Below are 26,672 nucleotides of genomic sequence, written 5' to 3' on the forward strand. Positions count from 1 at the left end.
TTAGAGGGCGATTCACGTCTCAGGTGGAAGCCAAAAACTCCCACCTGAGACGATCGCGCTCTAGTTCTTCGACTTGTCGACCAGGGCGTTCTCCGCGATCCAGGGCATCATGCCGCGCAGACGCTGCCCGACTTCCTCGATCCCGTGCTCGGCGTGGCGGCGGCGCGTGGCCTTGAAGGAGGGCTGGCCGGCCTTGCATTCGGCGACCCAGTCGCGCGTGAAGCGGCCCGCCTGGATGTCGTCCAGCACCCGCTTCATCTCAGCCTTGGTCTCCTCGGTGATGATCCGGGGACCGGTCACGTAGTCGCCATACTCCGCCGTGTTGGAGATGGAGTAGCGCATGTTCGCAAGGCCGCCCTCGTACATCAGGTCGACGATCAGCTTCACCTCGTGCAGGCACTCGAAGTAGGCCATTTCCGGCGCGTAGCCGGCTTCGACCAGGGTCTCGTAACCCGCCACGATCAGGGCCGAGAGACCGCCGCAGAGCACCGTCTGCTCGCCGAAGAGATCGGTCTCGCACTCCTCACGGAAAGACGTCTCGATGATCCCGGCGCGGCCGCCGCCGATAGCGCTGGCGTAGGACAGGCCCAGCTCGTGGGCATTGCCGCTGCTGTCCTGGTGCACGGCGATCAGGCAAGGCACGCCGGCGCCGCGCACGTACTCGCTACGCACCGTGTGGCCGGGCCCCTTCGGCGCGATCATGAAGACGTCCAGGTCGGGGCGCGGCTCGATCAGGCTGAAGTGAATGTTGAGGCCGTGCGCGAAGGCGATGGCCGCCCCTTCCTTCAGGTTCGGCGCCAGGGAGTCCCGGTAGAGATCCGCCTGCAGTTCGTCGGGCGTCAGGATCATGACGACGTCGGCCCAGGCCGCGGCCTCGTCCGGGGTCATCACGGTGAAGCCGGCGCCCTCGGCCTTCTGCGCGGTCTTGGAGCCAGCGCGTAGCGCGATCCGCACGTCGCCAACGCCGCTGTCGCGCAGGTTCATGGCATGGGCATGCCCCTGGCTGCCGTAGCCGACCACGACCACCTTCTTGCCCTTGATCAAATTCACGTCGGCGTCGCGATCGTAGTAGACGCGCATGGGTACCCTGTCCTCCAGCCTTGTCTTTAGGTTCGGCGCGGCGGCGCTTCCGCTCTCCGCGCGCAAGTTTAAGGAAATTGCGCACGCCGTGATGCGAACGCAAAAAAACTGCGCCGGGTTCTAGCCGTCCGACCGCTGCGACGCAACCTGCAGAAGCCGCAGATCTGACGTGCGGACGGGAATCCGCTTCCGTCGGTCGGCGACGGTTTCAATCTCGGGCCGTTTCGGTCTCGCGTCGTTTCAGTCAGAGGTCGATACGACTGGGCCTTCACTCCGATCTGCGATCTGTGCAAGTCGGATCGGTCAGTCACCGGTCTCAGGCGTCATGATGCCGAAAACGGCACCAGCAGGATCTGCGACCATTGCGATGCGGCCCACCCCCGGCACGTCGAAAGGCGGCTGCACGACTTTGCCCCCCAAGGCACCGACCTTCTCGCAAGCAGCATCGCAGTCGTCGACCGTCATGTAGACGCCCCAGTGGGCGCGCAACCCCTCGAACTGCGGCCCTTCCATCTGGAAGGCACCGCCCAACCCTACTTTGCTCGGATCGGCATCGGGGTCCGCGTCTGCGTGCTGCCAGACCCAATAGGTGCCGCCGCCCGGCATGGGCTGGCTCTTGGCCTTCCATCCCAACAAATCGCCGTAGAAGCCCGTTACCGCTTCGACGTCGTTCGTCGCCAACTCGTTCCAGACAATCGCGCCATGGGTCATTCCAATCCCTCCCGTAACCTTGCGCTCGGTAAACGGTCGCCATCGAACGACCGCCGCATGAACTATGCTCGGAACGGGCAGGGATCTGCGGTGAAACTTAGGTGACGCGGTGGTTTTCGTCGGAGACTGCCGCCTAGGGCGATCGCGCCTTAAAGCCCGTCTTTCCCGCGCGCGATAGCGACGACGCCGGTGCGGCTCATCTCGACCAGGCCCAGCGGCTTCATCAGCTCGATGAAACGGTCCAGCTTGTCGGGCCGGTGGGTCACCTGAAAGATGAAGTAGTCCAGGCCCGCATCGACCACCTGGGCATCGAAAATCCCGGCGATCCGCAGCGCCTCGACCCGCTTGTCGTCGGTCCCGGCCACCTTCACCAGGGCCAGTTCGCGTTCGACGTGGGGGCCCTGCAGGCTCAGGTCGGCGACCCGCTGAACCGGTACCAGCCGGTCGAGCTGCGCCTTGATCTGCTCCAGCACCTGCGGCGTGCCGGTGGTGACCACGGTGATGCGCGACAGGCCCTTCTCGCGCTCGACCTCGGTGACGGTCAGGCTTTCGATGTTGTAGCCGCGACCGGAAAAGAGGCCGATCACGCGCGCCAGCACGCCGGGTTCGTTGTCGACCAGGACGGCGATGGTGCGCCGTTCGACGCTGTCTTGCAGGGGTGACACGGAGAGAACTCGCTTCGGAAGCTGCGGCGCCTCTTGGCCGGGCGCCTGGATCGGGTCGACGGCGTTCCTAGCCGCAAAGGCGCGGGGCGCGCAAGCCCGACCGGACTGCGCGCCCTTGCTGCGACAGGGCCTAGACCAGAACCATGCCTTCTTCGCTGATCGGCTTGGCCGCCTTGTCGTCCGGCCCCAACAGCATCTCGTTATGGGCCGCGCCCGAAGGGATCATGGGGAAGCAGTTCTCCTCCTGCGCCACGCAGCAGTCGAAGATCACCGGACGCGGCGTCGCGATCATCTCCAGGATCTTGTCGTCCAGCTCATCGGCCTTCTCGGCACGGATCCCGACCGCGCCGAAGGCTTCGGCCAGGGCGACGAAGTCGGGCAGGCTGGCACTGTAGCTTTCCGAATAGCGGGCGCCGTGCAACAGCTCCTGCCACTGCCGGACCATGCCCATCCACTGATTGTTGACGATGAAGACCTTCACCGGCAGGCCGTACTGCGCCAGCGTCGACATCTCCTGAATGTTCATCAGGATCGAGGCCTCGCCGGCCACGTCGACCACCAGAGCATCCGGGTGCGCGATCTGCACGCCCATCGCCGCTGGCAGGCCGTAGCCCATGGTGCCCAGACCGCCGGAGGTCATCCAGCGGTTCGGCTGCTCGAACTTGAAGAACTGGGCGGCCCACATCTGATGCTGGCCGACCTCGGTGGTGATGTAGGCCGGCTGACCGGCCTTCGCCTCGTTCTCCGCCGTCAGCTGATAGAGCCGCTGGATCGCGTACTGCGGCTTGATGATCTCGCCCTGCTGCCGGTAGCTCAGGCAGTCGCGCCCGCGCCAGCCCTCGATCTGCTCCCACCAGGCCGCCTGGGCCTTGCGCGCCGCACCGGCGTTCAGCAGGCCGCCGGAGACGCGGCGCTTCCACTCGGCGACCAGAGCCCGCAGCGCGGCCTCCGCGTCGGCCACGACCGGCAACTCGACCATCACGTTCTTGTTGATCGAGGAGGGGTCGATGTCGATGTGGATCTTGGTCGAATGGGGCGAGAAGTCGGACAGACGCCCGGTCACCCGGTCGTCGAAGCGGGCGCCGACGTTCAGCATCACGTCGCAGCCGTGCATGGCCAGGTTGGCCTCGTAGGTCCCGTGCATCCCCAGCATGCCGATGAACTGCGGATCGCTGGCCGGCACGGCCCCCAGGCCCATCAGGGTGTTGGTCACCGGCGCGCCGGTCAGGTGCACCAGCTCGGTCAGCAGCCGGCTGGCCTCCGGCCCCGCGTTGATGACGCCGCCACCGGCGTAGATGATCGGCCGCTTGGCGGTGGCCAACAGGTCGACGGCTTTCGAGATCGCGGCGGGGTCCGGCTCTGTCTGCGGCCGGTAGCTGCGATGCACCACCTGTTCTTTCTCGGTGTAGTCGCCCTTGGTCTGCAGCACGTCCTTCGGCAGGTCCACCACCACGGGGCCGGGCCGGCCGTGGGTCGCGACGTAGAAGGCCTCGTGCAGCGTGCGCGGCAGATCGCCGACGGCGCGGACCAAATAGTTGTGCTTCGTACAGGGCCGCGTGATCCCGGTCGTGTCCGCCTCCTGAAAGGCATCGTTGCCGATCAGATGGGTCGGGACCTGGCCCGTCAGGCAGACCACCGGAATGGAGTCCATCAGGGCATCGGTCAGCCCGGTCACGGCATTGGTCGCACCCGGTCCGGAGGTCACCAGAACCACGCCGGGCTTGCCGGTCGAGCGGGCATAGCCCTCAGCCGCGTGGACCGCCGCCTGCTCATGGCGCACGAGGATGTGCCGCAGGCTGTTCTGCTGGAACAGGGCATCGTAGATCGGCAGGACCGCACCGCCGGGATAGCCGAAGACGACCTCGACGCCCTGATCCACCAGCGCCTTGATGACCATCTCGGCGCCCGTATAGGCATGGGAGTTCTCGGAGCTCGGTTTTTCGGCGGCCAGCGTACCGGCGGCGGTGGCGGACATCGCGGTTCATTCCTCAGGCAAAGCTTCGCGGGCGCGGTAAGCCCCACGTTTATTTATGGCTTTTCGCCTCGGGCAGGAAAAAACACCCCGACCGAAGCCGATTTGATCCAGAGCTGCCACCCTATCCCTGGTCCTTCAGACCGTCAACAGAAACTCGTCAATTTTTGAAAAGATTTCCGGCAATTGTTGTTCTGAAAATTGCGTTTCCATAACGTATGCATTCTCAATATGTCGTAACACCTGTGTCCTCAACCAGGTCGCCTGGCGCTTGGCATAGCGGCGCGTCGCCTGTTGCGCTGCGGTAACCGCCTCTTCCAGCGTCGTTTTTCCGGACAGCCGCGCCGCCAGTTGCGGCACGCCCAACGCTTTCATGGCCGGCAAGCGCGGATCGAGCCCGCGCGCCAGCAGCCGGCGTACCTCCTCCAGCGCGCCGGCCGCCACCATCGCCTCGAAGCGGGCATCGCAGGCGGCAGACAGAACGGCGCGCGGCGGCAGCAGCACCAGCCAAAGGAACCGCCACGGGGCGGGTCCGAGCGCGGTCGGCCCCGCCTGCCAATCGGCCAGACCGCGCCCGGTCGCCTCCAGAACCTCCCAGGCCCGCTGCAGCCGCTGACTGTCGTTTGGGTGCAGCCGGGATGCCGTCTCCGGATCGCGCCCCAGCAGTTCGGCATGCAACCCGGCCGGCCCCAGGGCTGCTAGACGCTCGGCGGCCCGCGCGCGCAGGTCCGCCGGGATGGCCGGCAGCTCGACGATTCCTTCCGTCAGCGCCTTGAGATAAAGCCCGGTGCCGCCGCACAGCAGCGGCAGCCGCCCTTGCGCTCGCGCCGCCTCCATCTCCGCCAGGGCCAAGGCGCGCCAGCGCCCCGCCGAACAGCGCTCCGTCCCGTCCAGCACGCCGTAGAGCCGGTGCGGAACCGCAGCGTCATCTTCCGCGGCGCAACTCGAGAGATCCGGCTGCGCGCTCAGGATCGGCAGGTCGCGATAGATCTGCATGGAATCGGCATTGATGACCGTGCCCGACAGACGGGCGGCGAGCGCCGCCGCCAAGGCCGACTTGCCGCTGGCGGTCGGGCCGGCAACGATCACTGCGGGCGGCTGTCGCCCCTCGGGCGCGGGTGACGGAGAAGAGGTGGCGGTGGTCGTCATCTTTGGCGGCTTGTCTCGCTCCGGTCCGCTCGCTATGAGGAGCGCCCATGGCGCTTGTCCTCACCCTGATTGCCGATCCGAGCCGACGCAAGCTCTCGGCGGAGGCGGTCGACGCAGCCCGCTCGGCGCTGAGTTCGGGCGGCGGGACGGTCGGCCCGAGCGACTGGCTGTCGCCGGACGAAGCCTGCGACCTGCCCTTCGACGGCCTCGCGTCGCGCGATGCCGAACGGCTGGCCCGCGAAGCCCTGGGCGACCTGCCGGTCGATCTCGCGGCACAACCCCTCGCCGGACGGCGCAAGGCCCTGCTGCTCGCCGACATGGAGTCGACCATCATCGGCGAGGAGATGCTGGACGAGTTGGCGGAGGTCGTCGGCCTGCGCGAGGAGATCGCCGAGGTGACGGCCCGGGCCATGGCCGGAGAGCTGGATTTCGAGGAGGCCTTGCAGGCGCGCGTCGCCAAGCTAGCGGGCCTGCCGCTGCGCGAGGTCGAACGGGCGGCCGAGCGCATGACCTTCAATCCCGGCGCGCGCAGCCTGATCCGGACCTTGCAGGAGGCCGGCGTCCCCTGCACTCTCGTCTCGGGTGGCTTCACGATCTTCGCGGAGCTGGTCGCGGAGGCCTGCGGTTTCTCCGCCGTGCGGGCCAATCGGCTGGAGATCGCCCAGGGCGAGGTTTCCGGCCGCGTCACGCCGCCGATCCTAGGCCGGGAAGCGAAGCTGGAAGCGCTGGAAGATCTAAGCGCGGAGCTCGGCGTCACTCCGGCCGCGGCCTGCACTGTCGGCGACGGCGCCAACGATCTGGCGATGCTGAACGCGGCCGGACTAGGGGTCGCCTATCGCGGCAAGCCGGCGGTGCGCGCGGAGGCCCGCTTCACGCTCGACGTGGCCGACCTGACAGGCCTGCTGTTCTATCAGGGCTATCGGCGCGCAGACTTCGCCGATCTGGGCTGAGCGGCTGCTGAGGCAGCCGCCTGTCTATCCCTGGCCGATACGCAGGACGATCCATTGGTACTCGCCGCCGCGATAGACCAGCAGAGTCAGGCTGCGGCGCTCAGCCTCGCGCGCCTGCTCGACGTAGGACTCGACCTCGTTCGGTGTGGCGACGCGCTCCTGGTCCACCTCGACGATCACGTCGCCGGGCTGCAGCCCCTTCTCGTCGGCGCTGCCGCCGCTGTCGACCTCGGTGACGACGACGCCGCCGACACCCTCCTCCAGCGCGAAGCTCTCGCGACGCTCATCTGTCATCGCACCGAGACTGAGACCCAGGGCCGGCAGGTCCAGCACCTCCTCGGGGTCGCGCGGGGGCGGCGCGGCGGCGGCCAGAGCCTCGGAATCGCGTTGCCCCAGGTTGACCTGCACGGTCTGGCGGTCGCCCTCCCGCCAAACCACCACCGCAACGTCGCGACCGACCGAGGTCTCGGCGACCATGCGGACCAGCCCACGGGTGTCGGCCACCGGGCGGTCGTCGAAGGTGATGATGACGTCGCCCTGGACGATCCCGGCGGACTCGGCCGGTCCGCCATCGATGACGTTTGCGACGTAGGCACCGGTCCCCGGCGGCGGCAGGTCCAGTTCGCCGGCCAACTCCTCCGTCACGGTCTGGATCCGCACGCCCAGCCAGCCACGACGCACTTCGCCGAAGCGGCGCAGGGACTCGATCACGTTCTGCGCGATCGCCGAGGGCACGGCGAAGCCGATTCCGATGGAGCCGCCGGAGGGCGAGAAGATGGCGGTGTTGATACCGATCACCTCACCGTCGAGGTTGAACATCGGCCCGCCGGAGTTGCCCCGGTTGATCGCCGCGTCCGTTTGCAGGAAATCGTCGTAGGGGCCGGCGTTGATGTCGCGGCTGCGCGCCGAGATGATGCCGGCGGTGACCGAACCGCCCAGGCCGAAGGGGTTGCCGACGGCCAGCACCCAGTCGCCCACGCGCACGTCGTTCGAGTTGCCCCAGATGGTGCTGGGCAGAGGCGACGTCGGGTTGACCTTCAGCAGCGCCAGGTCGGTCTCGGGATCGGTGCCGATCACCTCGGCCTCGTAGGTGGTGTCGTCGGACAGCACCACCTCCACCGTATCGGCCTCGGCGATCACATGATTGTTGGTGACGACGTAGCCCTCGGGATCGATGATGAAACCGGATCCCAAGGAGTTGGCGCGGCGGCGCGGCGGCGGCGCTCCCTGGCCGCGGCGTTCGAAGAACTCGCGGAACATCTCCTCGAAGTCTTCTTGGTCGCCGCGCTCGACCACCTGCGTGGTGGAGATGTTGACCACCGTCGGCAGCAGCTGTTCGGCCAGATCGGCGAAGGAGATCGGCGCCCCCTGGGGCTGCGCGGCCGCGGGCGTCGTCAGGACGGCCGCGCCGCTCCCGATGCCCAAAGCCAGAGCGCCGGCGGCGAGCAGGGCGGCCGCGCGCGGACGAAGCAGGGAAACGAAGCAGGAGAAGTCGGCTCGGGTCACCAGGAATCCTCTCGGCGGTCCTACGCTAGGGCGACCCGGGTCCGGATCCTGCGGACGGGGCCGTCAGCCATCAAATTGGCGTGCCGGACGGCGCCGGCAATCCACAGTGTGCCTCAAACTCTCGCGAGGAGGAAACGGGCAACTGCGATTTGCCACAGGACGGCAGGTCAGGCGAAAGCTCAGGCGCGCAGAAGCCAGACGCAGAAAACCCCGAGTACGACGGCCACCAGACCCACCACCCGAAGCGTTTCCGGGCGCAGTTCGGACAGCTGCCTGTAGAGCGCGGCCGGCGCGCCGGGGAAGAGCGCCAGGATGCAGCCCTCGATCACGAAGACGAGGGCCAGAGCGGTCAGAAGGTCGGACATCGGCGCAGCTGTGGATCCAAGAGAGACGAAAGACCGGCCAGGATGAGAAGCCGGGGCAGCCCAAAAGAAAAGCGGCTGCCCACCCTATCGATGGACAGCCGCCCGATCTTACCGTCCGTTCCCGGAAAACCGAAGTCGCCGGACGGTCTCGTGAGCCGGCTACTGAACCGGCGGTTCCGTGGTCAGGGCCCCGGTCGCCTCCGGCGCGACGGGACGCGACTGCGCCCGCTGTTCCGGATTGCGCTCGGCGTTCATCACGCCGGCCGGCAGCTCGTTGAAGAAGCGGAAGAAGTCGTTGTCCGGCGGCAAGACCAGCATCGAGTTCTCGCCGCGGATCGCCTCGCTGTAGGCCTGCATCGAGCGATAAAAGTCGAAGAACTCCGCGTCCTGACCGAAGGCTTCGTTCAGAAGCCGCGTCCGTTCGCCCTCGCCCTCACCGCGCAGGATGTCCGCGTCGCGCTGCGCCTCGGCCCGGATGACCGTAGCTTCGCGGTCGGCGGAGGCCGTGATCCGCTGGAACTGCTCCTGACCTTGCGCACGGAACTCGGCGGCATCTCGCTCGCGTTCCGCCCGCATCCGCTCGTACACCGACCGGCTGACGTCGGAGGAGAGGTCGGCGCGCCCGATGCGCACGTCGACCACGTCGATGCCGAGCCCTCGCCGGCGACGCTCCGCCGGCTGCGAGGTATCGGTCAACTGGACCTGGCCCTCGTCCTCGGCCGCCTCGTCGACCGCCGTCGTGTCGACCGCCGTCGTGTCGATGCCCGCCTCGACGGTCGCCTGACGCACCGCCGCGTTCACGGACCGGCGGATCTGCTGCATGATCTCGTCACGCTCTTCCGACAGCACGCTGGTCAAGGTCACCTCACCCAGAACCGAACGCACCTGGTTATTCACGATCGGCGCGAAGCGATCACGCAACTGCGTCTCGTTGTTCACCGTCTCGTAAAAGCGGACGGGATCGGTGATCCGGTAACGCACGAAGACGTCGACGATCAGGCGCCGCTGGTCCGACAGAACGACCGTCAGGGGCGGCGGATCGAGGTTGAGCACGCGCCGGTCGAAAAACAGCACGTTCTGGATGAAGGGGAGCTTGACGTTCAGGCCAGGCTCCTGGACCACCCGCTTGATCGCACCGAACTGCAGAACCAGCGCCTGCTGGGTCTGATGCACGACGAAGAGGGCGTTGTAGGCGAGAAATCCCAGCACAACCAGCAGGATACCGCCGATCAGGGTGAAGCGCTTTTGCATCTTCCTCAGTCTCCGGCTACTGCTGGGTCTGCGGGCCGGTCGGACCGGTGACGGTCCCCTGACGCCCACGGAGCTCATTGAGAGGCAGGTAGGGCACCGCCCCGGAATCGCCGCTCATGATGACCTTTTCGGTATCCCTCAAGACGCCCTGGACCGTCTCCAGGTACATGCGCCGCGTGGTCACCGAGGGGTTCTGCAGATAGGCCTCGTAGACGTTCAGGAAGCGCTGGGCCTCACCCTGCGCCTCGTTGATCAGACGCTCGCGATAGGCCTCGGCCTCCTGGATCATCCTCTGCGCCTCGCCTCGAGCCTCCGGAATCACCTTGTTCCGGTAGGCGTCGGCCTGGTTGCGCAAACGGTCGAGATCCTGACGTGCGCGCTGCACGTCCTCGAAGGCGTCGATCACCGGCTCGGGCGGCTGCACGTCCTGCAGGTTGATCTCCGTGATCGCGATGCCGGCCTGATACTCGTTCAGGATTTCCTGCAAGGTCTGACGGGTCACGTCCGCGACTTCGAAGCGGGCGTCCGTCAGGGCCGGCTGGATGTCCGTCCGCCCGATGGTTTCACGTATGGCGCTCTCGGCGGCGATCTTGATGGTCGCCTCCGGCTCGCGAATGTTGAAGAGGAACTGACCGGCGTTGCTGACCCGCCACTGCACCGTAAAATCGATGTCGATGATATTCTGGTCGCCCGTCAGCATCAGACTTTCTTCGGGAATGTCGTTGCTGCGACCGGCGTTCCCGCGATAGCCGATTTCGATCTGGCGGATCTCTTCGACGTTCGGCGTGACCGACGTCTCGATCGGCCAGGGCAGGTGCCAGTGCAGGCCCGGGCCGGCCAGGTTGCCCTGGTTGACCCACTCGCCGAAACGCAGAACCACGCCCTGTTGGCCGGGACGCACCTGATAGAAGCCGGAGGCAAGCCAGAGCACGATCGCCACCGCGATCAGGATGCCGAGGCCGCGAGCGCCACCCATGCCGCCGGGCAAAACGCCGCGCAGGCGCTCCTGACCGCGCCGGATCACATCCTCGAAATCGGGCGGCCGGTTGCCGCCACCGCCGCCCCAACCGCCGCCGCCCCAGCCGCCGCCGTTGTTGCCGCCGCCACCGCCCCAGGGGCCGCCGCCTCTCCCGGAGCCGCCGCCTGAGCCGCTGCCGGAACTGCCGCCAGATCCACCGCCCCAGGGGCCGCCGCCGCCGGAACCGCCTCCCGAGCCGCCGCTACCCGATTGCCAAGGCATGCTATCCTGTCTCCCTGAACCCTGATGTACATCCCAGACCGGCCAGTCCACCGGTCTATTTTTCCGCTCCAGAACAGTCGGCGGTCCGTCTGCGCCGCCGATCTCCGCACCGCGCCCGGCGGCCCCGTGGACAAGCGACCGATGCGCCCCCTATATGCAGGGCAACGACCGTCGGCCGTCCTGGTCTTTCGGTTCCGCTCGATATCGGCACAACCGCGGAGAATTCAAGCATGAGCCGCATTACCGAGGGCCAGGTGCTCGACGCCCTGCGCCAAGTGCAAGATCCCGACCGCAGCGCTGACATCGTCGGTCTCGGAATGATTCAAGGTCTGGTGGTGAAGGACGGCAATGTCGGCTTCGCCATCGAGGTCGATCCGAAACGGGGTCCGAAGCTTGAGCCCTTGCGCAAACAGGCGGAGGCGGCCGTCGAGAAGCTGGAAGGCGTGCTCTCCGTCACCGCCGTTCTGACCGCCGAGTCGGGAGATACCGCCGCGAGGAAGCCATCCGGTGACCCCGCGGCGCCCCGTCCGACACCCAGTCCGGCACCCAGTCCGGGGCAGCAGCAGGCCCAGGCGCCGGGCGGGGCCGCGCGTGCTCTGGTTCCGGGTGTGAAGCACATCGTCGCAGTGGCCAGCGGCAAGGGCGGCGTCGGCAAATCGACGACCGCGACCAACCTGACCCTCGCCCTCGCCGCCCAAGGCCTCAAGGTCGGGCTGCTGGACGCCGATATCTACGGCCCGAGCCAACCGCGCATGATGGGAATCTCCGGCCGTCCCAACTCGCCCGACGGCAAGACCCTGACGCCGCTCGAGAACTACGGCGTGAAGGTGATGTCCATGGGCTTTCTGGTGGCCGAGGATACGCCGATGATCTGGCGCGGCCCCATGGTTCAGTCGGCGCTTCAACAGATGCTGCGCGACGTCGCCTGGGGCGAATTGGACGTCTTGATCGTCGACATGCCGCCGGGCACCGGCGACGCGCAGCTGACGATGGCTCAGCAGGTGCCGCTGTCCGGCGCCGTCATCGTCTCCACGCCTCAGGACATTGCGCTTCTGGACGCGCGCAAGGGCCTCAACATGTTCCGGAAGGTGGATATTCCGGTGCTCGGAATTGTCGAGAACATGTCGCTTTACATCTGTCCGAGCTGCGGCCATGAGGCGCACATCTTCGGCCATGGCGGCGCGAGGCGCGAAGCGGAGAAGCTCGGCATGGAGTTCCTTGGCGAACTGCCACTGACCATCGAGATCCGGGAAACGTCGGACGGCGGACAGCCCATCGTGGTCTCGCAGCCGCAGAGCGCCTACGCACGCAGCTACCTCTCGATCGCGGAACGGATGTGGGAAAAGCTGAGCGGCGCCGGCGCCAAGCGCGAAGCGCCAAGGATCGTCATGCAATGATCCACTCTCGGCGGTTCGCCTGGCGCGACCTCCGGCGTCTGCTCGGTGTGCCCGTTCTGCTGGCGGCGGCTTTGGCACTTGCAGGTTGCGCGGCGGACCGGCCGGCCGCAACGGCCGAGACCGAGGCGCCAGCCCCTCCGCAGTCCGAGGAGCCCGCGCAGGATAGCGAGCTCGTCCAGCCTCTGGAAAGCTGGGGCGGTGCCGGAGGTGCCGTCGAGATCGAATCCAGCATGCGGGCCGCCACGACGGAAGAGTGGCTGACGATGTGGGGTCTGGTCGGCCTGAGTCCGCCCCGCGCACTTGTCGTCGGTCGCGAGATCGCGGCCGGGATCTTCCTGGGCGAGCGGCCGACCGGGGGCTACGGCATCGAGATCCTCGGCTTACGCGCAGAGCCTGCAGGCAGCGCGGTGATCTGGCGCGAACGCATGCCGCCGGCCGATGCCGTCGTCACCCAGGTGACCACCCGCCCCTGGCAGATCGCCATCTTCCCGGCCGAAGCCATCCCCGCCGGTGCGGCCGCACCGCGCTGACGCCTACCCGACCGCATCCTGCGGTTTCACGTCCACTCGCCTCCGTCTCGCAAAGCCGTGATAAGGCGCGAGGCAAGGGTGATTGGCGGAGTCTCTCGCTGCTGACCATTCTCTTTGGCAAGCGGCGCATCCAGACGTGCGCCGAGCCAACGAAAGCGAGGACCTCCGCTATGACACGGACTGCCGCACCCGCCGTGCACGCCTTCCCGCTGCACAGCCTGTCGACCCGCCTGCTGGTCGGCCTAACCTTTCTGATCCTGGCCAGCCTGATGGCAGCCCAGGCCGCGCTGGCATCCGACGACTTCGCCGGCAAGGCGATCTTCACGCGCGACGGCGTCGCGCTCGGCGGCACCGATCCGGTCGCCTACTTCACCAAGGGCAAGCCGGTTCAAGGCTCTCCGGACTTCACCGCCGAGTATGAGGGCGCGACCTGGCACTTCGCGAGCGCGGAGCACCGCGATCTCTTCACGGCCGACCCCGCGGCCTACGCCCCGCAGTACGGCGGCTACTGCGCCTTCGGCGTCGCCGCCGCGGAACGCAAGATCGAGACCGATCCCGAGGCCTGGTCGATCGTCGACGGCAAGCTCTACCTGAACTACACCCTGCCGACGCAGGAGCGGTGGAACGAGGACATCCCCGGTTACATCGCCACGGCCGACCAAGTCTGGCCGACCATCGAGTAAAACACGGCCGAGTAAGACACGGCCGAGTAAGACACGCGAACGACACTCCCGACGAACTCCGCCGGCGGCAACGCCGCACTCGCGCTCCGGAAAGAAATTTCCGGAGCGCTTTTCTTTTGGGTTGCAGCCGCCGTCCGACCGCTCGGGAGACTGCGGACGCGATCTCTTCCAGATGCCTTCAATCCGCCGCGCTGCCGTGACGATGGCCACCGTGACGATGGCCACCGTGACGATGGCCGCCGTGACGATGGCCGCCGTGACGATGGCCGCCGTGACGATGATAGTGACACGCAACGCGTGCACGCTTGCCGCAGCGCCGGCCACCTCGTTCAAGAGGACGCTCCGGACGCGCTGATCGCGGCCTTGCTGCGCTTCCTGCCGTGACAGCCGGACGGTGCGCCGCGCTCTACTCGGCCGCCAGGCCGGGGCGGTCCGCCAAGGCGGCCTCGACAAGGGCGGCCACCTGGGCGCGTTCGGCACCTTCGAGCTTCCGCCGCGGCAGGCGGACGGTCTCGCTACCGTAGCCGGCGAGCGCCTGGGCCAGTTTGACGTACTGCACCAGCTTGACGTGGGTATCGAGGTGCAAGAGCGGCATGAACCAGCGGTAGAGGCTGCGCGCCTCCTCCCATCGGCCTTCGCCGGCCAGCCGCCAGAGATGCAAGGATTCGGCCGGGAAGGCATTGACCAACCCGGCGACCCAGCCCTCGCAGCCCAGCAGAGCCGACTCCAGCGCAAGATCATCGACACCGCAGAACAGACGATAGCGCGAACCGGTCAGGTTCACGATGTCGGTCAGACGGCGCGGATCGTCCGACGACTCCTTGATCGCCACCAGCGCCGGCTCGTCGGCAAGATCGGCGAAGGCCTCGGGCGTCAGGTCGACACCGTAAGCCAGCGGGTTGTTGTAGATCATGATCGGCAGGTCCGTCGCCCGCGCGACCGTTCGAAAGTGCGCGACCGCTTCGGCCCGATCCGCCGTGTAGACGAGGCCGGGCAGCACCATCAGGCCGTCGGCCCCCAGGTCCTTGGCTTGCTCGGCCAGGCGGCAGGCACCGCGCGTCGACGTTTCGGCGACCCCCACGAGCAGGGGAATCCGACCGGCGACGGCCTCGACGGCGCTTTCGATGACCGCACGCTTCTCCTGCGAGTCCAATGCCGAGCCTTCGCCGAGGGTCCCCAGCACCACAAGGCCGTCGACACCCGCCTCGACCAGCATCCGGAAATGCGCGGCCGTCGCCTCGGGCTCGAGCCCTTCGTCCGCCGTCAGCTGAACCGTGGCTGCCGGAAAGACACCGGACCACTCGGCCGCGTAATCGCCGTTGCGCATCGCCTTGCCCTCGCTGTTCGTCCCGAGACCTCCTGGGCCGCCGCAGGAAGCGGGTTCGAGTCCGCGTCAGCGGATAGCGGTTGTCAGACCGCTGCCTTCAACCCTCCGACCGCCCTATGGCGTCCGCGCTCGGCGCTGGTCTCGCGAAGGGCCTCCACCGCCACGAAGGCGCAGGTATTGAAGTGGAGCTGCAGCAGATCGCAGGCCCCTTCCACATCGCCGACACGCAGCGCCTCCAGCATGCTTTCGCGGCGGGCGCGCGAGGCATCGCGCTCATTCTGATTGTCCGCGATGGCGATCCAGTAGCGGTTGGTCTGGTTGTGCAGGTTGCGGACCAACTCGATGGTCTTTGGTTTGCTCGCGGGTGCGTAGAGGGTCGCGTAGAAATCCCAGCCCGGCATGACACGCTCAGGCGAGGTCATCTTCCAGCTGGCGATCAGAAACCGCTCGGCCTGTTTCAGGTCGCGAGGCGTCAGCTTGGGTGCGGCCTGGCGCAAAAGCTCGGGCTCGATCAGAGCCCGCATCTCGAACAGCTCGCTCAGATCCTCGGGGGTCAAGGAGGAGACCACGGCGCCGCGATGGGCGTAGAAGGTGACAAGCCCTTCGGCCTCGAGCTGCCGCAGAGCCTCCCGCACCGGGATCCGGCTCACCGTGTAGTCGGCCGCGATCGCGTCCTGGCGCAGCACGGATCCGGCAGGCAGACCGCCCGAAAGGATCTTGAGCCGCACTTGCTCGGTCACGACCTGCGTTACAGTCTGCTTGTCGTTCATCCGATTCATCGAGCCTTCCAATTCCTGTCCGCCCATGCGCCGCTTCCACCCCTGGTTTCGGTCGATTGCACGTGAACAGATGACTTTCCACGCGGTCTCTCAACCTGCAGGGCCGACACTTCTTTATGAAAGTTAGCCATAGGATCTATGGATCGCCAAGCATAAGAGGAGTCATGGCTGCAAAAGACCGACGCGGGCGCCCACTACGTAAAAGCGAAAAATCATGGTATACGAGTGAAATGCCGATAAGCGTTGGGCTTGACGCGCAGTCTTCACCGACGGAAAACTGGTCCTACCAATAGTCCAGTCGACCAAGGGGGGGGCGATGCTAGGCCACGGTCCCGCAGCTGCCCCTCCCCCACCGTTCCGGCGACCCAGCGGCAAAACATGCGCCCAAGAGCTACACCCGCCCTCTCGGCCGATCCGAGGTTCCACGAAATCCCGCGCGAGCGGGTGTCGGATCGCGTCGCGCAAGAGCTGCTGCGGCTGATCGCCACGGGGGAGCTTGCGCCCGGCGAGCGTCTGCCGGGCGAACGCCAGTTGGCCGAGATGATGAGCGTCAGTCGGGTCTCGGTTCGGGCTGCACTTCAACAGCTTAAGGCGCGTGGCGTTGTTCGGGCGGTTCAGGGCGGCGGGACTCGGGTGGTCGCGGCGGTCGACGAGCTGGAGTCGTCGCTGGCAGCCCTGGTGCGGGTCAACCCCTCCAACCTGCGGGACCTGATGGAGTTGCGGGCGAGCCTCGAGGTCTGGGCCGCGCGCCGTTCCGCCGAGCGCGCGGACGACGAGCACAAGGCGGAGATCGCCCGGCGGCTGGCGGTCATGTGCGATCCCGACCGGCCCGCGAAGCACAAGGCCGAAGACGATCTCAACTTCCACCTGGCGATCGCCAAGGCCTCGCGCAGTGCCGTCTACCTTCATCTGATGTCGGTCCTGAGCGACATCCTGGAGGATATGTTCGCCTACCATCGATATACGCTCTATGCTCGCCCGGACGATGATCGCCTGTTTCTGGAAGACCACGCCCGCATTGCCGCCGCGATCGACAGGGGCGACGCCGAGTCGGCGGCGGAGGCGATGGCTACGCACCTGGAACACGTCAAGTCTCGCTACCGCGAAGAAGAGAACACTGAGACCGGCGAAGCCGCCGCCCGGAGCGCGTGAACGCATGACCGCCATGAACGCATGACCGGGTTAACCGGGCGGTCGCCGTGACTGCGAACGTCGGCAGTGCAACCGGCAGCCTCTCGAGTCGCGCCTGGCTGATCTGGGCCCTGGGCGCCGGGCTCTTCTGTTACGGCTTCTTCCACCGCAACGCCCCCAGCGTGATGATCGATCCGCTGATGCGCGACTTCATGGTCGGCGGCGCGATCCTGGGAAATCTCTCGGCCTTTTATTTCTATGCCTATGCCAGCCTTCAGATCCCCGTCGGGCTAATGATCGACCGCTGGGGGCCGCGCCGGATGCTGGCCTTGGGCGCCCTGCTCTGCGGCGCCGGCTCTGCCCTCTTCGCGGCAGCGGACAGCTTGACGCTGGCCTACATCGGCCGGCTGCTGATCGGGTCCGGTGCGGCCGTCGGCTTCGTCGGAACCCTGAAACTGGCGACCAACTGGTTTTCGCCGGACCGCTTCGCCCAGTTGACCGGCCTAACCATGATGGCCGGAATGGTCGGCGGCATCGGCGGCCAGGCACCCTTGGCCGCCCTGGTCGAGGTCGCGGGCTGGCGCGAGGCCCTGTTCGGCGCCGCGGCGATCGGCGGCCTGCTGGCCGTGGCGATCTGGCTGATCGTCCGCGATCTTCCGCCCAGGTCGGTCGCGTCTGTGCACGACGGCTTGGACGGAAAGGCGACGGAGGGCGGGACCGCGAACGGTCTCTCAGACCTATTGCGCGGCCTGGGCATCGTGATCCGCGAGCGCCAGAACTGGCTGGTGTCGCTGGTCTGCGCCGCCATGACGGCACCGCTGCTCGCCTTCGCAGGGCTTTGGGGCGTCGCCTGGCTGATGCAGACCCACGGCCTGGATCGGCCGGAAGCGGCCGGCACGGCCTCCCTGCTGCTCATCGGTTGGGCGGTCGGCTCTCCAGCCTCGGGATGGCTGTCGGACCGCACCGGCCTGCGCCTGCCGGTCCTGCAGGCCGGCGCCCTTCTGGGCCTGCTCAGCCTGTCGGCCCTGCTCTACCTGCCGGACATGCCGGCACTGCCCAGGGCGGCTCTCTTCCTGGCCTCGGGCGCCGGCTTGGGGTCCATGGCGATCGGCTTCGCGATTCTGCGACGGGTGAACAGCCCAAAGGTGACAGGTGCCGCCTTCGGGCTACTGAACGGTGCCTGCGTCGGCTCCGGCGCCGTGTTTCAGCCGCTGATCGGCGCGCTGCTCGACCGCGGCTGGGACGGAGCGTTGATCGAGGGCGCGCGGCTCTACTCCGCCGGAGCCTACACCGCCGCCCTTTCGGTTCTGATCGGCTTTCTCGCGGCGGGCTTCGCCGTCAGCTTCCTGATCCGCGAACCGCAGCCGCGCGCCGCGACCGCGTGAGACTGTCGCCCGTGAAGACCGCCACCGCGGTCCAGATGCAGGCGAAGGTCACGAGCTGTGCGGTGTCGAAAGGTTCCCCGAACAGCAGAACGGCCAGAAGGAAATGGCACGTCGGCGCCAGATATTGCAGGAAGCCGATCGTGGTGTAGCGCAGACGCCTGGCGCCTGCGGCGTACCAGATCAGCGGAATCGCCGTCACCGGTCCGGCCGCCATCAGCAGCAGAAGCAGCGAGAGGTCGCCGCTTGCGATGGCACCTCCGGAGATGGCGCCCACGCCGGTCCAGGCCGTCCAAAGCAGAAAACCGATCGCCAGCGGCGCGACCAGCGCGGTCTCCATCAGCAAACCGTCGATGGGCCCGAGCGGCGTGAGCTTGCGGACCAGTCCGTAGAGCCCGAAGGAAACAGCGAGAACCAGCGACACCCACGGCAGGCCGTCCGTCTGCCAAGCCAAATTTGCGACGCCGGCAGCCGCCAACAGCACCGCGACGACGGCAGCCGGGCTCAGCCGCTCGCGCAAGACCAGTAGGCCGAGCAGCACGTTGACCAGAGGGTTGATGTAGTAGCCCAGGCTGATTTCCAGCACCCGCTCCTGCCCGACCGCCCAGATGAAGACCAACCAGTTCATGGAGATCAGGGCCGTCGAAGCGAGCAGTCGCGGCAGCACACCCGGACTGGAGAGCTGCAGCAGCACCGCCCGCAACCGCCCGAGCGCAATCAGCAGCGCCGCGAGCAGTAGAACCGACCAGAGGACCCGATGGGCCAGGACCTCGAGCGGCGGAAGGGCGACGACGGCCTTGAAGTAGAGCGGCGCCAAACCCCAGAAGACGAAAGCCCCCAGTGCGAAGGCCACGCCGGCGCGAGCCTGGGTGCTGTCGGCCCCCGCAGCGGGCCCTGAGACGTTCGGGCCGCCGTTCATCGACCGCTTTACTGGGCCGGAACGGCGATGGGCCGTTGGATCGGGCGGTCGGCGATGGGCCAGTGCAGCGCGGCGGCGAGGAGGCCCAGCAGGATCGAGATGTACCAGACGGGATCGTAGGAGCCAAAGAGGTCGAAGGAGAGCCCGCCCATCCAGGCCCCGAAGAAGGCACCGACCTGGTGACCCAGCATGACGATGCCGAACAGCGTCGCCATGTAGCGCGGGCCGAAAATCTGCGCGACGAGACCGCTGGTCAAGGGCACCGTGGAGAGCCAGAGAAAGCCGAAGGCCGAGGAGAACAGCCAGACGGCGACATCCGTCTTGGGCCCGATCAGAAAGAGCGTGATCACCACCGCACGAGCGAGATAGATCGAACTGAGCAGGTACTTCTTGCGGTACCGCCCCCCCAGCCAGCCAGCCAGCAGACCGCCCAGAATATTGAAGAAACCGATCAGGCCGAGCGCGATGGCGCCGGTCTCGGCCGAGAGGTTGCAGGACACGATGTAACCCGGCAGATGGGTGCTCATGAAGGCGACATGGAAGCCGCAGACGAAGAAACCCGCCGTCAACAGCCAGTAGCCGCGATGTCCGCCGGCCTCGCTCAGCGCCGCCGTCAGGCTCTGGTTCGACAAGGCGGCAGCCGCCTTCTCTGCGCCCTCGCGCACCCGCTTGTCGGCGACGGAGGCGGTCAGCGGCACGATCAGGAAAGACAGCGCCGCCAGGATCAGAAGCGCGATCTGATAGTCGAAGGCGGAGATCAAAGACTGCGCGCCCGGCAGCAGCAGAAACTGCCCGACCGATCCGCCGGCCGAGGCGATGCCGAGCCAGGTGCTGCGCTTCTCCTCCGGTGCGGCACGGGCCACGGCGGCCAGCACCAGCGGGAAGCCGGCCGCGGCCACAGCGAAACCGATCAGAACGCCGCTGCCGAGATGGACCAGGAACAGGCTGTCGGCGTAGGCCGTTACGGTCATTCCAGCGGCGTAGAGCAGGCCGCCCAGCACGAGGAAGGGTCCATTGCCGTAGCGGTCGGCCGCCATACCGACGGCGGGCGTGACCACGCCCCAAAGCAGATTCTGAAACGCGATGGCCAGGGAGATGCTGGCGACCGACAGGCCGGTCGCTGCCGCCATCGGCTGAATGAAGAGGCCGAAGGTCTGGCGCACACCCATCCCCAGCCCGAGAATGACCCCGGCCGCAATCAAGACGAACAGCGGCTGTCGATACCAGGGCTCGACGCGCACGGCGATAAACTCCAGACGGCAGATTTTAGGAACCCTTACGACTGAGCAGCGTAGCGCAGTCGAATCCGGGCGCACAGTAGCCACGGGTCATGGCTGCCATGACCGGAACTCCAAGAAACGACGCTCTTAACGGGGCGCCGACGGTCGACAGCAGGCGCCTGAAAATCCGTCGGCGCGATCTCTGAGGCGAACGACGAGCCGGAAGCAAGACCGTCGGTCCGAACCCAGCTAGATATGCTCGCTTTCGCCGAGCAGCGCCTCAAGCTTGCTTCTGGCACCCTGCAGATGCGGATTGACCGCCAGCGCTGCCTCGTAGGCTTCAATTTCCTCCTCGGAAAGACCAAGCTCTCCGAAGATCAGGCCACGGCCTTCCAGTGCCCCGAAGTGGCGCGGTTCTAGGGCCAGCGTTTCCTCGATATCCTGCAGGGAGTCCGAAAAGTTGCCCATCAGGTAATGGACCGTGGCGCGCTTGTTCCAAGCCTCGGCATAGTCGGGCACGCGCGCGATCAGGTCGTCGAAGATGGCCAGAGCCAAGTAGTGGTTGCCCCGGCGCAGAGCATCCATGCCACTGTACATCCGCTCGACCACCTGAGGGTTCTCGTGCTCGAGCCAGATCAGCCAGATGGCATTGGTCACGCCCTGAGCGTTGATCGAGGACTCTACCGTCTGCAGGCGGTCGAAAAGACGCTCCAGACGCGGATCCTTTTGGTCGGCCGCCAGCTGGCTCGCCGAGGCGAGGGTCCAGACCGCAGCCAGGGCGGTCATTACGGCTCTTGCTGTCCTACCCATGACACGCATAACTATGGAGCAGGCGGAGCCTTCCGCCAAGCCCGCACCGCCCCCATCTCGAGATCCGGACAGACCTCGCCGCAAGCATAAGGAATCTCGCCCCTATGACGGACTCTGCCAGCTACTTCGCCAGCAGCTACGCCGAGGCGCGGACGCGCTTTCGCGACGCCGCGCAGAACGCGGGCGCGGTGCCGGAGAGCGTGACGCATCCGCTGCAGGGGCCGGAGGGCGAGGCCTTGGCGACCGACGTGGTCTGGATCGGCCCGCGCGACGCCGAGCGGGTATTGCTGACCATCTCCGCGACGCATGGCATCGAGGGGTACTGCGGTTCGGGCGTTCAGAGCGGATCCCTGGAGGCCGGGCGCTACCGCGATCTGCCGCCGGGTCTGGCCGTGATGATGATCCACGCCATCAACCCCCATGGCTTCGCCTGGAGCCGGCGCGTCACCGAAGACAATGTCGATCTGAACCGCAACTTTGCGGATTTCGACGCGCCCCTGCCGGAAAATCCGGGTTACACGGATCTGCACGAGGTCATCTGCCCGCCGTCCTGGGATCAGGAGACGATCGAGAGCACCGTCGCCGACCTGCTGGGATATGCCGAGACCCACTCCATGGCGGCGCTGCAGCAAGCGGTCAGCGGCGGTCAGTATATCTACGCCGACGGCCTCTTCTACGGCGGGCGCGGGCCGACTTGGTCCCATGTCACCCTGGACGGCCTGCTGCGGCGGCACTGCGGAGCGGCACGCAAGATTGCGGTGATCGACTATCACACCGGTCTCGGCCCCTTCGGCTACGGCGAACGGATCTGTCCCGCCCCAAACGGCAGCCCGGAGCGCGCCAGGGCGACGGAGTGGTTCAAGGACATCACATCGCTGGACGACGGCAGCTCCAGCTCGGCGCCGCTGGTCGGTACCAATGATCGCGGCATCCACCGCGCGCTCGCCCATGCCGAAGTCACGCAGATCGCACTGGAGTACGGCACGCAGCCCCTGCTTGACGTGATCAACTCCCTGCGCGGCGACAACTGGCTGCATGTCCACGGCGATCCGGCGAGCCCGGCGGCGCGGCCCATCAAGTCGGAGATCCGGCGCTGCTTCTATCCCGGTACGCCGGATTGGTGTCGTTCGGTCTGGGACCGCGCGGTGGAGACGGAAAACCTGGCGCTCGGCGCCCTTGCGGAGAGCTGATGCCAGCCATGACCACGGCCGCCACCTACTTCCCCGAGAGCTATGCGGAAGCCCGGGCCCGCTTCCTGGCCGCCTGCGCCGAGGCCGAGATCGAGGTCGAGCAGCGCCCCAATCCCAACGCCGGCCCCGAGGGCGAGGCGCTCTACTGCGACGTCGCCTGGATGGGACCCCGCGACGCCGAAGCGGCGCTCGTCGTGCTGTCCGGCACCCACGGCGTCGAGGGCTTCTGCGGCTCCGGCGTGCAGCTGGGGTTGCTGCAGTCCGGGCTGGCCGCCGCGCGGCCGGACGGGCTGGGGGTCCTGCTGGTCCATGCCGTCAATCCCTACGGCTTCGCCTGGCAACGGCGCGTGACCGAGGAGAATGTCGACCTGAACCGGAATTGGCTGGATCACGGCAACGGGCATCCGGCCAATCCCGGCTACGACGAACTGCATTCCCTGCTTTGCCCGCGCGACTGGAGCGACGCGACCATCGCGGAGACCCAGGCCGCCCTGGACGTCTGGGAGGCCACGCACGGCACCATGGCGCTGCGTGCCGCGATCTCGGGCGGGCAGTACGGTCACGCGGACGGCATTTTCTTCGGCGGCACGCGCGATACCTGGGCCAAGACAAATCTCGAGGCCTTGCTCACAACGCACCTGTCCCAGGCGCGGCGCGTCGGCGCCATCGACATCCACACCGGCCTGGGTCCCTACGGCTTCGGCGACCGCCTTCTGCCTTTCGCACCCGACGATCCAGTCACCCGGCTGGCGCAGGACTGGTTCGAGGGCGACTGTACCGACACGCCCGCCGGCGCCCACGTGAACGTCGCCGATCTGCACGGCGTCAGCCTGCCGGCGATCCGCGACCATCTCGCCGCCGACGTCTTCGTCGGCATCGCCCTGGAGTACGGCACCGTCCCGACGCCCGACGTCCGTCAGGCCGTACGGGCGGACAACTGGCTGCACCTGCACGGTCAGCTCGACAGTCCGAAAGGGCGCGCGATCAAGGAGCAGATCCGCGCCGCCTTCTTCCCCAGCGGCCGCGACTGGAAACTTCAGGTCTGGGAGCGCGCGGAGGAGACCGTCAAGCTGATGGTCCGAGGCCTGACCGAGAGTTAGGCCGACGGTTAGGGTGGAGGGATCGCGGCCGCTACTCGGCAGCTACGGTCTCGCGCGGCAGATCGACCGGCGGCAAATCGACCGTCGGCAGATCTTCGAATCGAGAGTCTCCCTCCAGAGCCTTCGGCAGGGGGCCGCCGGTCGCCCAGTCCAACAGTTCGACGGTATGGACCAGCGGCGTCGCGGTTCCAGTCGCGATCTGGGTCATGCAACCGATATTCCCCGTGGCGATGGCGACGGCGCCGGTGCGCTCCAGATTGGCGACCTTACGGTCCCGCAGCTGGCCCGCGATCTTCGGCTGCATCAAATTGTAGGTTCCGGCCGAACCGCAGCAGAGGTGACCCTCGGCCGGCTCGACCAGCGCGAAGCCGGCCGCCTGCAGCAGAGACTTCGGCGGCTGGCGCAACTGCTGGCCGTGCTGCATCGAGCAGGCGGAGTGGTAAGCAACGGTCTGACCCGTCGCGCGGACCGGCGCCGCGAGGCCGAGATCCTGCATCACCTCGGTGATGTCCTTGGTCAAAGCCGAGAGCTTCGCCGCCTTGTCGGCATAGGCGGCGTCCTCGCGCAGCATGAAGCCGTAGTCCTTCACGGTGGTGCCGCAGCCCGAGGCGTTAATGACCACGGCGTCGAGCGGCGCCTCGGCATCGGCCGCCAGCCAGGCGTCGACGTTGGCCTTGGCGGCCTGCAACGCAGGCTCCTCCTGCCCCAGGTGGTGGACCAGGGCGCCGCAGCAGCCGGCCCCTTTGGCGACCACTACCTCGGCCCCATGACGGGTCAGAAGACGGACGGTCGCCTCGTTGATCTGCGGCGCCAGCACCTGTTGCGCGCAGCCGGACAGCAGGGCCACCCGCGCCCGACGCGCACCCTCCGCCGGAAAGACCTGGGGCCGGTCGACAGCCGACGGCGTTGGGATGCTCTTCGGGGCCAGCGACAGCATCGCCTTAAGGCGGCCATCGAAGAGATCGCCGGCAAAACCCGCGAAAGGCCGAGCGAACCAGGCGCCGATCAGGGCGAGACGGAAGCGTCCCGGCTTCGGCAGCAGCCAGGCGAGAAGCCGGCGCAGCTGGCGGTCCGCCCAGGGTCGCTCGTAGGTCTCCTCAATGTGCTTTCGCGCATGATCGACCAGATGCATGTAGTGCACACCGGACGGGCAGGTGGTCATGCAGGACAGGCAGGAGAGGCAACGGTCGATATGCTTGACCGTCTTCTCGGTTGCCGGCTTGTCGTTCTCCAGCATGTCCTTGATCAGGTAGATGCGACCGCGCGGCGAATCCAGTTCGTCGCCCAGCAGCACGTAGGTCGGGCAGGTCGCCGTACAGAAACCGCAGTGCACGCAGCTCCGCAGTATCTTCTCCGACTCCCGCGTGTCCGGATCGGCCAACTGCGCGAGGGTGAAGTTCGTCTGCATGCGTCGGTCCTCCCGTGCCCTTTTGCAAGTGGCCTATCCGCCGTGCGGCCGGAGACTGTTTGTCGTCACCGCCCTGGGCGAGACCGCCCTAATGCTTCTTGCCGCCGCCGGGGCCTGCACCGTCCTGCGCTGTGTCACCACGCCCGGCCTCGCCCTTGTCACCTGGCTGCCGAGACGCCCCGGCGGAGCGGCCCGGATCGGCGGTCAGATCCTCTTCTATGAGGGTCTCATCGGTCGCGCTGTCGAAACGGGGTTCCTGCCGGGCCGACCCGGAGGCGCTTCTATCGAAGACCTCCCCGCCACCTCTGGGCGCTTCGCCGGGGTCGCCGCGTCCCTCGTCCCCCGCTTCTCCGAAGATTGGCTCTTCCAACCCCGGCTCGCCCGGAAGAAGCTCCTCCGGTCCGGCGGCCAGTGCGGCGATCTGCCGTTCCAATCTGATCAGACGCCGGCGAACGGAAGACTGCGCGACCATCAGCCAGAAAACGCCGAGCGGCGCGAAGAAGCCCACCAGGAACAGCCCCAGCTCGGCAGGCAGGAGGTAGAAGATGTTCTCCTGCCCGAAGTAGACCGTGAGGTAGTACCAACCGGCCCACAGCCAAGCGACCGTCAGAACCAAACCGAGAGCCAAAAGAAACATGACCGCCCTCCCCCGCGCCCTTTAGACGCCTGCGTACATCCGTCCGGGGTTGAGCACGCGCCGCGGATCGAAGCCGTCCTTGATCCTCGCGACCAACGCCTGCTTCGCTGCCTCCATCGGCTGGAAAACCTCCAGACCGGCCCGCAGCTCGGCCGGCGCGCGCAGCAAGGTCGCATGGCCCCCGCCGGCGCCGTTCCCCGGTGCCCGAAGGGCGGCCTGCACCTGCGCGGTTCCGGCATCGCCTTGCGCGGCCACGCCGACCCAGAGCAGGCCACCGCCCCAATCCACATAGTACAGAGCCTCGGGCAAAGAGGCGAGCAGCGCGGCAACGACCGCCGGCCCCGCCTGGGGCGCAACCGACAGGCGCCAGACGGCAAGCTCCGGCCGGGCGACGAAGGGCTTGAGATCGGCGATCTCCCGCCACAGGCTTTGCGAGTTGTGGCTGTGCAGCTCCTCGCTCGGACCGAGATCGTTCAGCAGCTCACGCAGCTTCTCGCAGCGATACTCGACGGAGGGACCGAAGCCTTCCAGGCGCAGGGCGGTGACGGAGCCGCCGGCCCGGGCGACGTACGACACTTCGGACTCCCGGGCGACCTTGGCCGGCAGGTAGGCCGCCCCCGAAACCTCGTAGGAAGAGCCGAGAGCGCGGGTCATGGCAGTACAGGCCGTGGCATCGTCGAGGCCGAGGACCATTAGCGTCCGAGTTTTCTCCGGGGTCGGCAGAACCTTGAGCGTGACCTCCGTCATGGCGGCCAAGGTGCCGAAGGAGCCGCATAGCAGCTTCGAGAGATCGTAGCCGGTCACGTTCTTCATCACCCGACCGCCGGACTTGAAGGTCTCGCCGCGCCCCGAGACGCCCGAGAAACCCAGAAAATAGTCCCGCGCCGCGCCGGCCGCGATCCGACGGGGCCCCGCCAGATTGGTGGCGATCAGTCCGCCCAAGGTCCCCGATCCGGCAGGCTCGCCGTACAGCGCGCCAAGATCCGACGGCTCGAAGGCGAGATGCTGGTTCCGGGCCTCCAACGCCTGCCGGATGTCCGCCAGCGGCGTACCCGCCCCGGCCGACAGCACCAACTCGTCGGGCTCGTAGAGGGTGATGCCGTTCAGCGCCGCCAGGTTCAGCGTGTGCGCCGTCTGGATGGGCCGGCCATATCCGCGCTTGCTTCCCGACCCGACCACTTCCAGCGGGGTTTCCTCGGCCGCGGCCCAAGCCACCGCCTCGCGCACCTGCTCCGCCGACTCCGGCTTGAGGGTATCCGCCATGATCGCG

26 protein-coding genes are annotated in these 26,672 nt (G+C 67.3%); 9 read left to right on the top strand and 17 right to left on the bottom strand.

Going from position 1 to position 26,672, the window contains the following annotated elements:
- Positions 1-60: 60 nt before the first annotated feature.
- The 5 genes from ilvC to miaA form a co-directional block, all read right to left on the bottom strand.
- Positions 61-1,080 carry a ketol-acid reductoisomerase gene (gene ilvC / locus ACO054_RS14315; protein WP_421707265.1) on the bottom strand — a complete coding sequence of 340 codons (1,020 nt, stop codon included), beginning with the start codon at positions 1,078-1,080 and terminating at the stop codon, positions 61-63.
- A gap of 303 nt (positions 1,081-1,383) precedes the next feature.
- Positions 1,384-1,791: a VOC family protein gene (locus tag ACO054_RS14320; RefSeq protein ID WP_421707266.1), complete on the bottom strand. Its 408-nt coding sequence runs from the start codon at positions 1,789-1,791 to the stop codon at positions 1,384-1,386.
- A 149-nt stretch (positions 1,792-1,940) separates the two neighbouring features.
- Positions 1,941-2,447, bottom strand: a complete 507-nt coding sequence (ilvN, locus tag ACO054_RS14325; RefSeq protein WP_421710366.1) for an acetolactate synthase small subunit — start codon at positions 2,445-2,447, stop codon at positions 1,941-1,943.
- Between the two features lie 139 nt (positions 2,448-2,586).
- Positions 2,587-4,353 carry an acetolactate synthase 3 large subunit gene (locus ACO054_RS14330; protein ID WP_421710367.1) on the bottom strand — a complete coding sequence of 589 codons (1,767 nt, stop codon included), beginning with the start codon at positions 4,351-4,353 and terminating at the stop codon, positions 2,587-2,589.
- Positions 4,354-4,566: 213 nt separating this feature from the next.
- On the bottom strand, positions 4,567-5,577 hold the full coding sequence (gene miaA / locus ACO054_RS14335) for a tRNA (adenosine(37)-N6)-dimethylallyltransferase MiaA (RefSeq protein WP_421707267.1): 1,011 nt from the start codon (positions 5,575-5,577) through the stop codon (positions 4,567-4,569).
- Positions 5,578-5,624: 47 nt separating this feature from the next.
- On the opposite strand from miaA, the gene serB reads away from it, so the two are divergent.
- A complete protein-coding gene (gene serB, locus ACO054_RS14340) occupies positions 5,625-6,527 on the top strand; it encodes a phosphoserine phosphatase SerB (protein ID WP_421707268.1) in 903 nt (300 codons plus the stop codon).
- A 24-nt stretch (positions 6,528-6,551) separates the two neighbouring features.
- On the opposite strand, the gene ACO054_RS14345 is transcribed toward serB, so the two are convergent.
- From ACO054_RS14345 to hflK, 4 genes are all read right to left on the bottom strand, one after another.
- On the bottom strand, positions 6,552-8,033 hold the full coding sequence (locus ACO054_RS14345) for a Do family serine endopeptidase (protein WP_421707269.1): 1,482 nt from the start codon (positions 8,031-8,033) through the stop codon (positions 6,552-6,554).
- 179 nt (positions 8,034-8,212) lie between these two features.
- Positions 8,213-8,398 (bottom strand): DUF2065 domain-containing protein, encoded by a 186-nt coding sequence (locus tag ACO054_RS14350; protein ID WP_421707271.1) that lies wholly within the window; start codon positions 8,396-8,398, stop codon positions 8,213-8,215.
- A gap of 159 nt (positions 8,399-8,557) precedes the next feature.
- Positions 8,558-9,649, bottom strand: coding sequence for a protease modulator HflC (gene hflC / locus ACO054_RS14355; RefSeq protein ID WP_421707272.1), 1,092 nt, complete (start codon positions 9,647-9,649; stop codon positions 8,558-8,560).
- 16 nt (positions 9,650-9,665) lie between these two features.
- On the bottom strand, positions 9,666-10,889 hold the full coding sequence (gene hflK / locus ACO054_RS14360) for an FtsH protease activity modulator HflK (RefSeq protein WP_421707273.1): 1,224 nt from the start codon (positions 10,887-10,889) through the stop codon (positions 9,666-9,668).
- A 230-nt stretch (positions 10,890-11,119) separates the two neighbouring features.
- On the opposite strand from hflK, the gene apbC reads away from it, so the two are divergent.
- The 4 genes from apbC to ACO054_RS14380 all read left to right on the top strand — a co-directional run bounded on the left by apbC (position 11,120) and on the right by ACO054_RS14380 (position 13,854).
- A complete protein-coding gene (gene apbC / locus ACO054_RS14365; RefSeq protein WP_421707274.1) occupies positions 11,120-12,286 on the top strand; it encodes an iron-sulfur cluster carrier protein ApbC in 1,167 nt (388 codons plus the stop codon).
- Positions 12,283-12,816 (top strand): protease complex subunit PrcB family protein, encoded by a 534-nt coding sequence (locus ACO054_RS14370; protein WP_421707275.1) that lies wholly within the window; start codon positions 12,283-12,285, stop codon positions 12,814-12,816. Before apbC ends, ACO054_RS14370 begins: the two co-directional genes overlap by 4 nt.
- Positions 12,817-12,986: 170 nt before the next feature.
- Entirely contained in the window at positions 12,987-13,499 is a 513-nt protein-coding gene (locus ACO054_RS14375; protein ID WP_421707276.1) for a YHS domain-containing (seleno)protein, read from the top strand.
- A 172-nt stretch (positions 13,500-13,671) separates the two neighbouring features.
- A complete protein-coding gene (locus ACO054_RS14380) occupies positions 13,672-13,854 on the top strand; it encodes a hypothetical protein (RefSeq protein WP_421707277.1) in 183 nt (60 codons plus the stop codon).
- A gap of 51 nt (positions 13,855-13,905) precedes the next feature.
- On the opposite strand, the gene ACO054_RS14385 is transcribed toward ACO054_RS14380, so the two are convergent.
- Positions 13,906-14,826: a dihydrodipicolinate synthase family protein gene (locus tag ACO054_RS14385; RefSeq protein WP_421707278.1), complete on the bottom strand. Its 921-nt coding sequence runs from the start codon at positions 14,824-14,826 to the stop codon at positions 13,906-13,908.
- Between the two features lie 83 nt (positions 14,827-14,909).
- Entirely contained in the window at positions 14,910-15,632 is a 723-nt protein-coding gene (locus ACO054_RS14390; RefSeq protein WP_421707279.1) for a GntR family transcriptional regulator, read from the bottom strand.
- A 351-nt stretch (positions 15,633-15,983) separates the two neighbouring features.
- Here ACO054_RS14390 and ACO054_RS14395 point away from each other — a divergent pair, with 351 nt between their 5' ends.
- Both ACO054_RS14395 and ACO054_RS14400 read left to right on the top strand, forming a co-directional pair.
- The gene (locus tag ACO054_RS14395; protein WP_421707280.1) at positions 15,984-16,757 is read left to right on the top strand and encodes a FadR/GntR family transcriptional regulator; all 774 of its coding nucleotides are present in this window, start codon (positions 15,984-15,986) and stop codon (positions 16,755-16,757) included.
- A gap of 47 nt (positions 16,758-16,804) precedes the next feature.
- Positions 16,805-18,121: an MFS transporter gene (locus tag ACO054_RS14400; protein WP_421707281.1), complete on the top strand. Its 1,317-nt coding sequence runs from the start codon at positions 16,805-16,807 to the stop codon at positions 18,119-18,121.
- Here the strand turns inward: ACO054_RS14400 and rarD are convergent.
- The 3 genes from rarD to ACO054_RS14415 all read right to left on the bottom strand — a co-directional run bounded on the left by rarD (position 18,075) and on the right by ACO054_RS14415 (position 21,043).
- Entirely contained in the window at positions 18,075-19,037 is a 963-nt protein-coding gene (rarD, locus tag ACO054_RS14405) for an EamA family transporter RarD (RefSeq protein WP_421707282.1), read from the bottom strand. The two genes, ACO054_RS14400 and rarD, sit on opposite strands and share 47 nt — an antisense overlap.
- Before the next feature lie 8 nt (positions 19,038-19,045).
- Positions 19,046-20,278 (bottom strand): MFS transporter, encoded by a 1,233-nt coding sequence (locus ACO054_RS14410; protein ID WP_421707283.1) that lies wholly within the window; start codon positions 20,276-20,278, stop codon positions 19,046-19,048.
- A gap of 228 nt (positions 20,279-20,506) precedes the next feature.
- Complete coding sequence (locus tag ACO054_RS14415) at positions 20,507-21,043, bottom strand: tetratricopeptide repeat protein (protein WP_421707284.1); 537 nt, start codon at positions 21,041-21,043, stop codon at positions 20,507-20,509.
- A gap of 128 nt (positions 21,044-21,171) precedes the next feature.
- On the opposite strand from ACO054_RS14415, the gene ACO054_RS14420 reads away from it, so the two are divergent.
- Positions 21,172-22,257: a M14 family metallopeptidase gene (locus ACO054_RS14420; protein WP_421707285.1), complete on the top strand. Its 1,086-nt coding sequence runs from the start codon at positions 21,172-21,174 to the stop codon at positions 22,255-22,257.
- An 8-nt stretch (positions 22,258-22,265) separates the two neighbouring features.
- Positions 22,266-23,357 carry a M14 family metallopeptidase gene (locus tag ACO054_RS14425; protein ID WP_421707286.1) on the top strand — a complete coding sequence of 364 codons (1,092 nt, stop codon included), beginning with the start codon at positions 22,266-22,268 and terminating at the stop codon, positions 23,355-23,357.
- A gap of 31 nt (positions 23,358-23,388) precedes the next feature.
- On the opposite strand, the gene glcF is transcribed toward ACO054_RS14425, so the two are convergent.
- From glcF to ACO054_RS14440, 3 genes are all read right to left on the bottom strand, one after another.
- The gene (gene glcF, locus ACO054_RS14430) at positions 23,389-24,765 is read right to left on the bottom strand and encodes a glycolate oxidase subunit GlcF (protein WP_421707287.1); all 1,377 of its coding nucleotides are present in this window, start codon (positions 24,763-24,765) and stop codon (positions 23,389-23,391) included.
- Positions 24,766-24,853: 88 nt separating this feature from the next.
- Positions 24,854-25,402 (bottom strand): hypothetical protein, encoded by a 549-nt coding sequence (locus tag ACO054_RS14435; RefSeq protein WP_421707288.1) that lies wholly within the window; start codon positions 25,400-25,402, stop codon positions 24,854-24,856.
- Positions 25,403-25,423: 21 nt separating this feature from the next.
- A complete protein-coding gene (locus tag ACO054_RS14440; RefSeq protein WP_421707289.1) occupies positions 25,424-26,665 on the bottom strand; it encodes an FAD-binding protein in 1,242 nt (413 codons plus the stop codon).
- Between the last annotated feature and the right edge of the window lie 7 nt (positions 26,666-26,672).

The sequence above is a fragment of the Algihabitans sp. genome, assembly GCF_965226985.1.
Lineage (GTDB): Bacteria > Pseudomonadota > Alphaproteobacteria > Kiloniellales > DSM-21159 > Algihabitans.

Coding starts and splice junctions, on each gene's coding strand:
- ilvC (WP_421707265.1), bottom strand. CDS start 1,080: ATGCGCGTCTACTACGATCGCGACGCCGACGTGAATTTGATCAAGGGC.
- ACO054_RS14320 (WP_421707266.1), bottom strand. CDS start 1,791: ATGACCCATGGCGCGATTGTCTGGAACGAGTTGGCGACGAACGACGTC.
- ACO054_RS14330 (WP_421710367.1), bottom strand. CDS start 4,353: ATGGTCATCAAGGCGCTGGTGGATCAGGGCGTCGAGGTCGTCTTCGGC.
- miaA (WP_421707267.1), bottom strand. CDS start 5,577: ATGACGACCACCGCCACCTCTTCTCCGTCACCCGCGCCCGAGGGGCGA.
- serB (WP_421707268.1), top strand. CDS start 5,625: ATGGCGCTTGTCCTCACCCTGATTGCCGATCCGAGCCGACGCAAGCTC.
- ACO054_RS14350 (WP_421707271.1), bottom strand. CDS start 8,398: ATGTCCGACCTTCTGACCGCTCTGGCCCTCGTCTTCGTGATCGAGGGC.
- hflC (WP_421707272.1), bottom strand. CDS start 9,649: ATGCAAAAGCGCTTCACCCTGATCGGCGGTATCCTGCTGGTTGTGCTG.
- hflK (WP_421707273.1), bottom strand. CDS start 10,889: ATGCCTTGGCAATCGGGTAGCGGCGGCTCGGGAGGCGGTTCCGGCGGC.
- apbC (WP_421707274.1), top strand. CDS start 11,120: ATGAGCCGCATTACCGAGGGCCAGGTGCTCGACGCCCTGCGCCAAGTG.
- ACO054_RS14370 (WP_421707275.1), top strand. CDS start 12,283: ATGATCCACTCTCGGCGGTTCGCCTGGCGCGACCTCCGGCGTCTGCTC.
- ACO054_RS14375 (WP_421707276.1), top strand. CDS start 12,987: ATGACACGGACTGCCGCACCCGCCGTGCACGCCTTCCCGCTGCACAGC.
- ACO054_RS14380 (WP_421707277.1), top strand. CDS start 13,672: ATGCCTTCAATCCGCCGCGCTGCCGTGACGATGGCCACCGTGACGATG.
- ACO054_RS14385 (WP_421707278.1), bottom strand. CDS start 14,826: ATGCGCAACGGCGATTACGCGGCCGAGTGGTCCGGTGTCTTTCCGGCA.
- ACO054_RS14390 (WP_421707279.1), bottom strand. CDS start 15,632: ATGGGCGGACAGGAATTGGAAGGCTCGATGAATCGGATGAACGACAAG.
- ACO054_RS14395 (WP_421707280.1), top strand. CDS start 15,984: ATGCGCCCAAGAGCTACACCCGCCCTCTCGGCCGATCCGAGGTTCCAC.
- rarD (WP_421707282.1), bottom strand. CDS start 19,037: ATGAACGGCGGCCCGAACGTCTCAGGGCCCGCTGCGGGGGCCGACAGC.
- ACO054_RS14415 (WP_421707284.1), bottom strand. CDS start 21,043: ATGACCGCCCTGGCTGCGGTCTGGACCCTCGCCTCGGCGAGCCAGCTG.
- ACO054_RS14420 (WP_421707285.1), top strand. CDS start 21,172: ATGACGGACTCTGCCAGCTACTTCGCCAGCAGCTACGCCGAGGCGCGG.
- ACO054_RS14425 (WP_421707286.1), top strand. CDS start 22,266: ATGACCACGGCCGCCACCTACTTCCCCGAGAGCTATGCGGAAGCCCGG.
- glcF (WP_421707287.1), bottom strand. CDS start 24,765: ATGCAGACGAACTTCACCCTCGCGCAGTTGGCCGATCCGGACACGCGG.
- ACO054_RS14435 (WP_421707288.1), bottom strand. CDS start 25,402: ATGTTTCTTTTGGCTCTCGGTTTGGTTCTGACGGTCGCTTGGCTGTGG.
- ACO054_RS14440 (WP_421707289.1), bottom strand. CDS start 26,665: ATGGCGGATACCCTCAAGCCGGAGTCGGCGGAGCAGGTGCGCGAGGCG.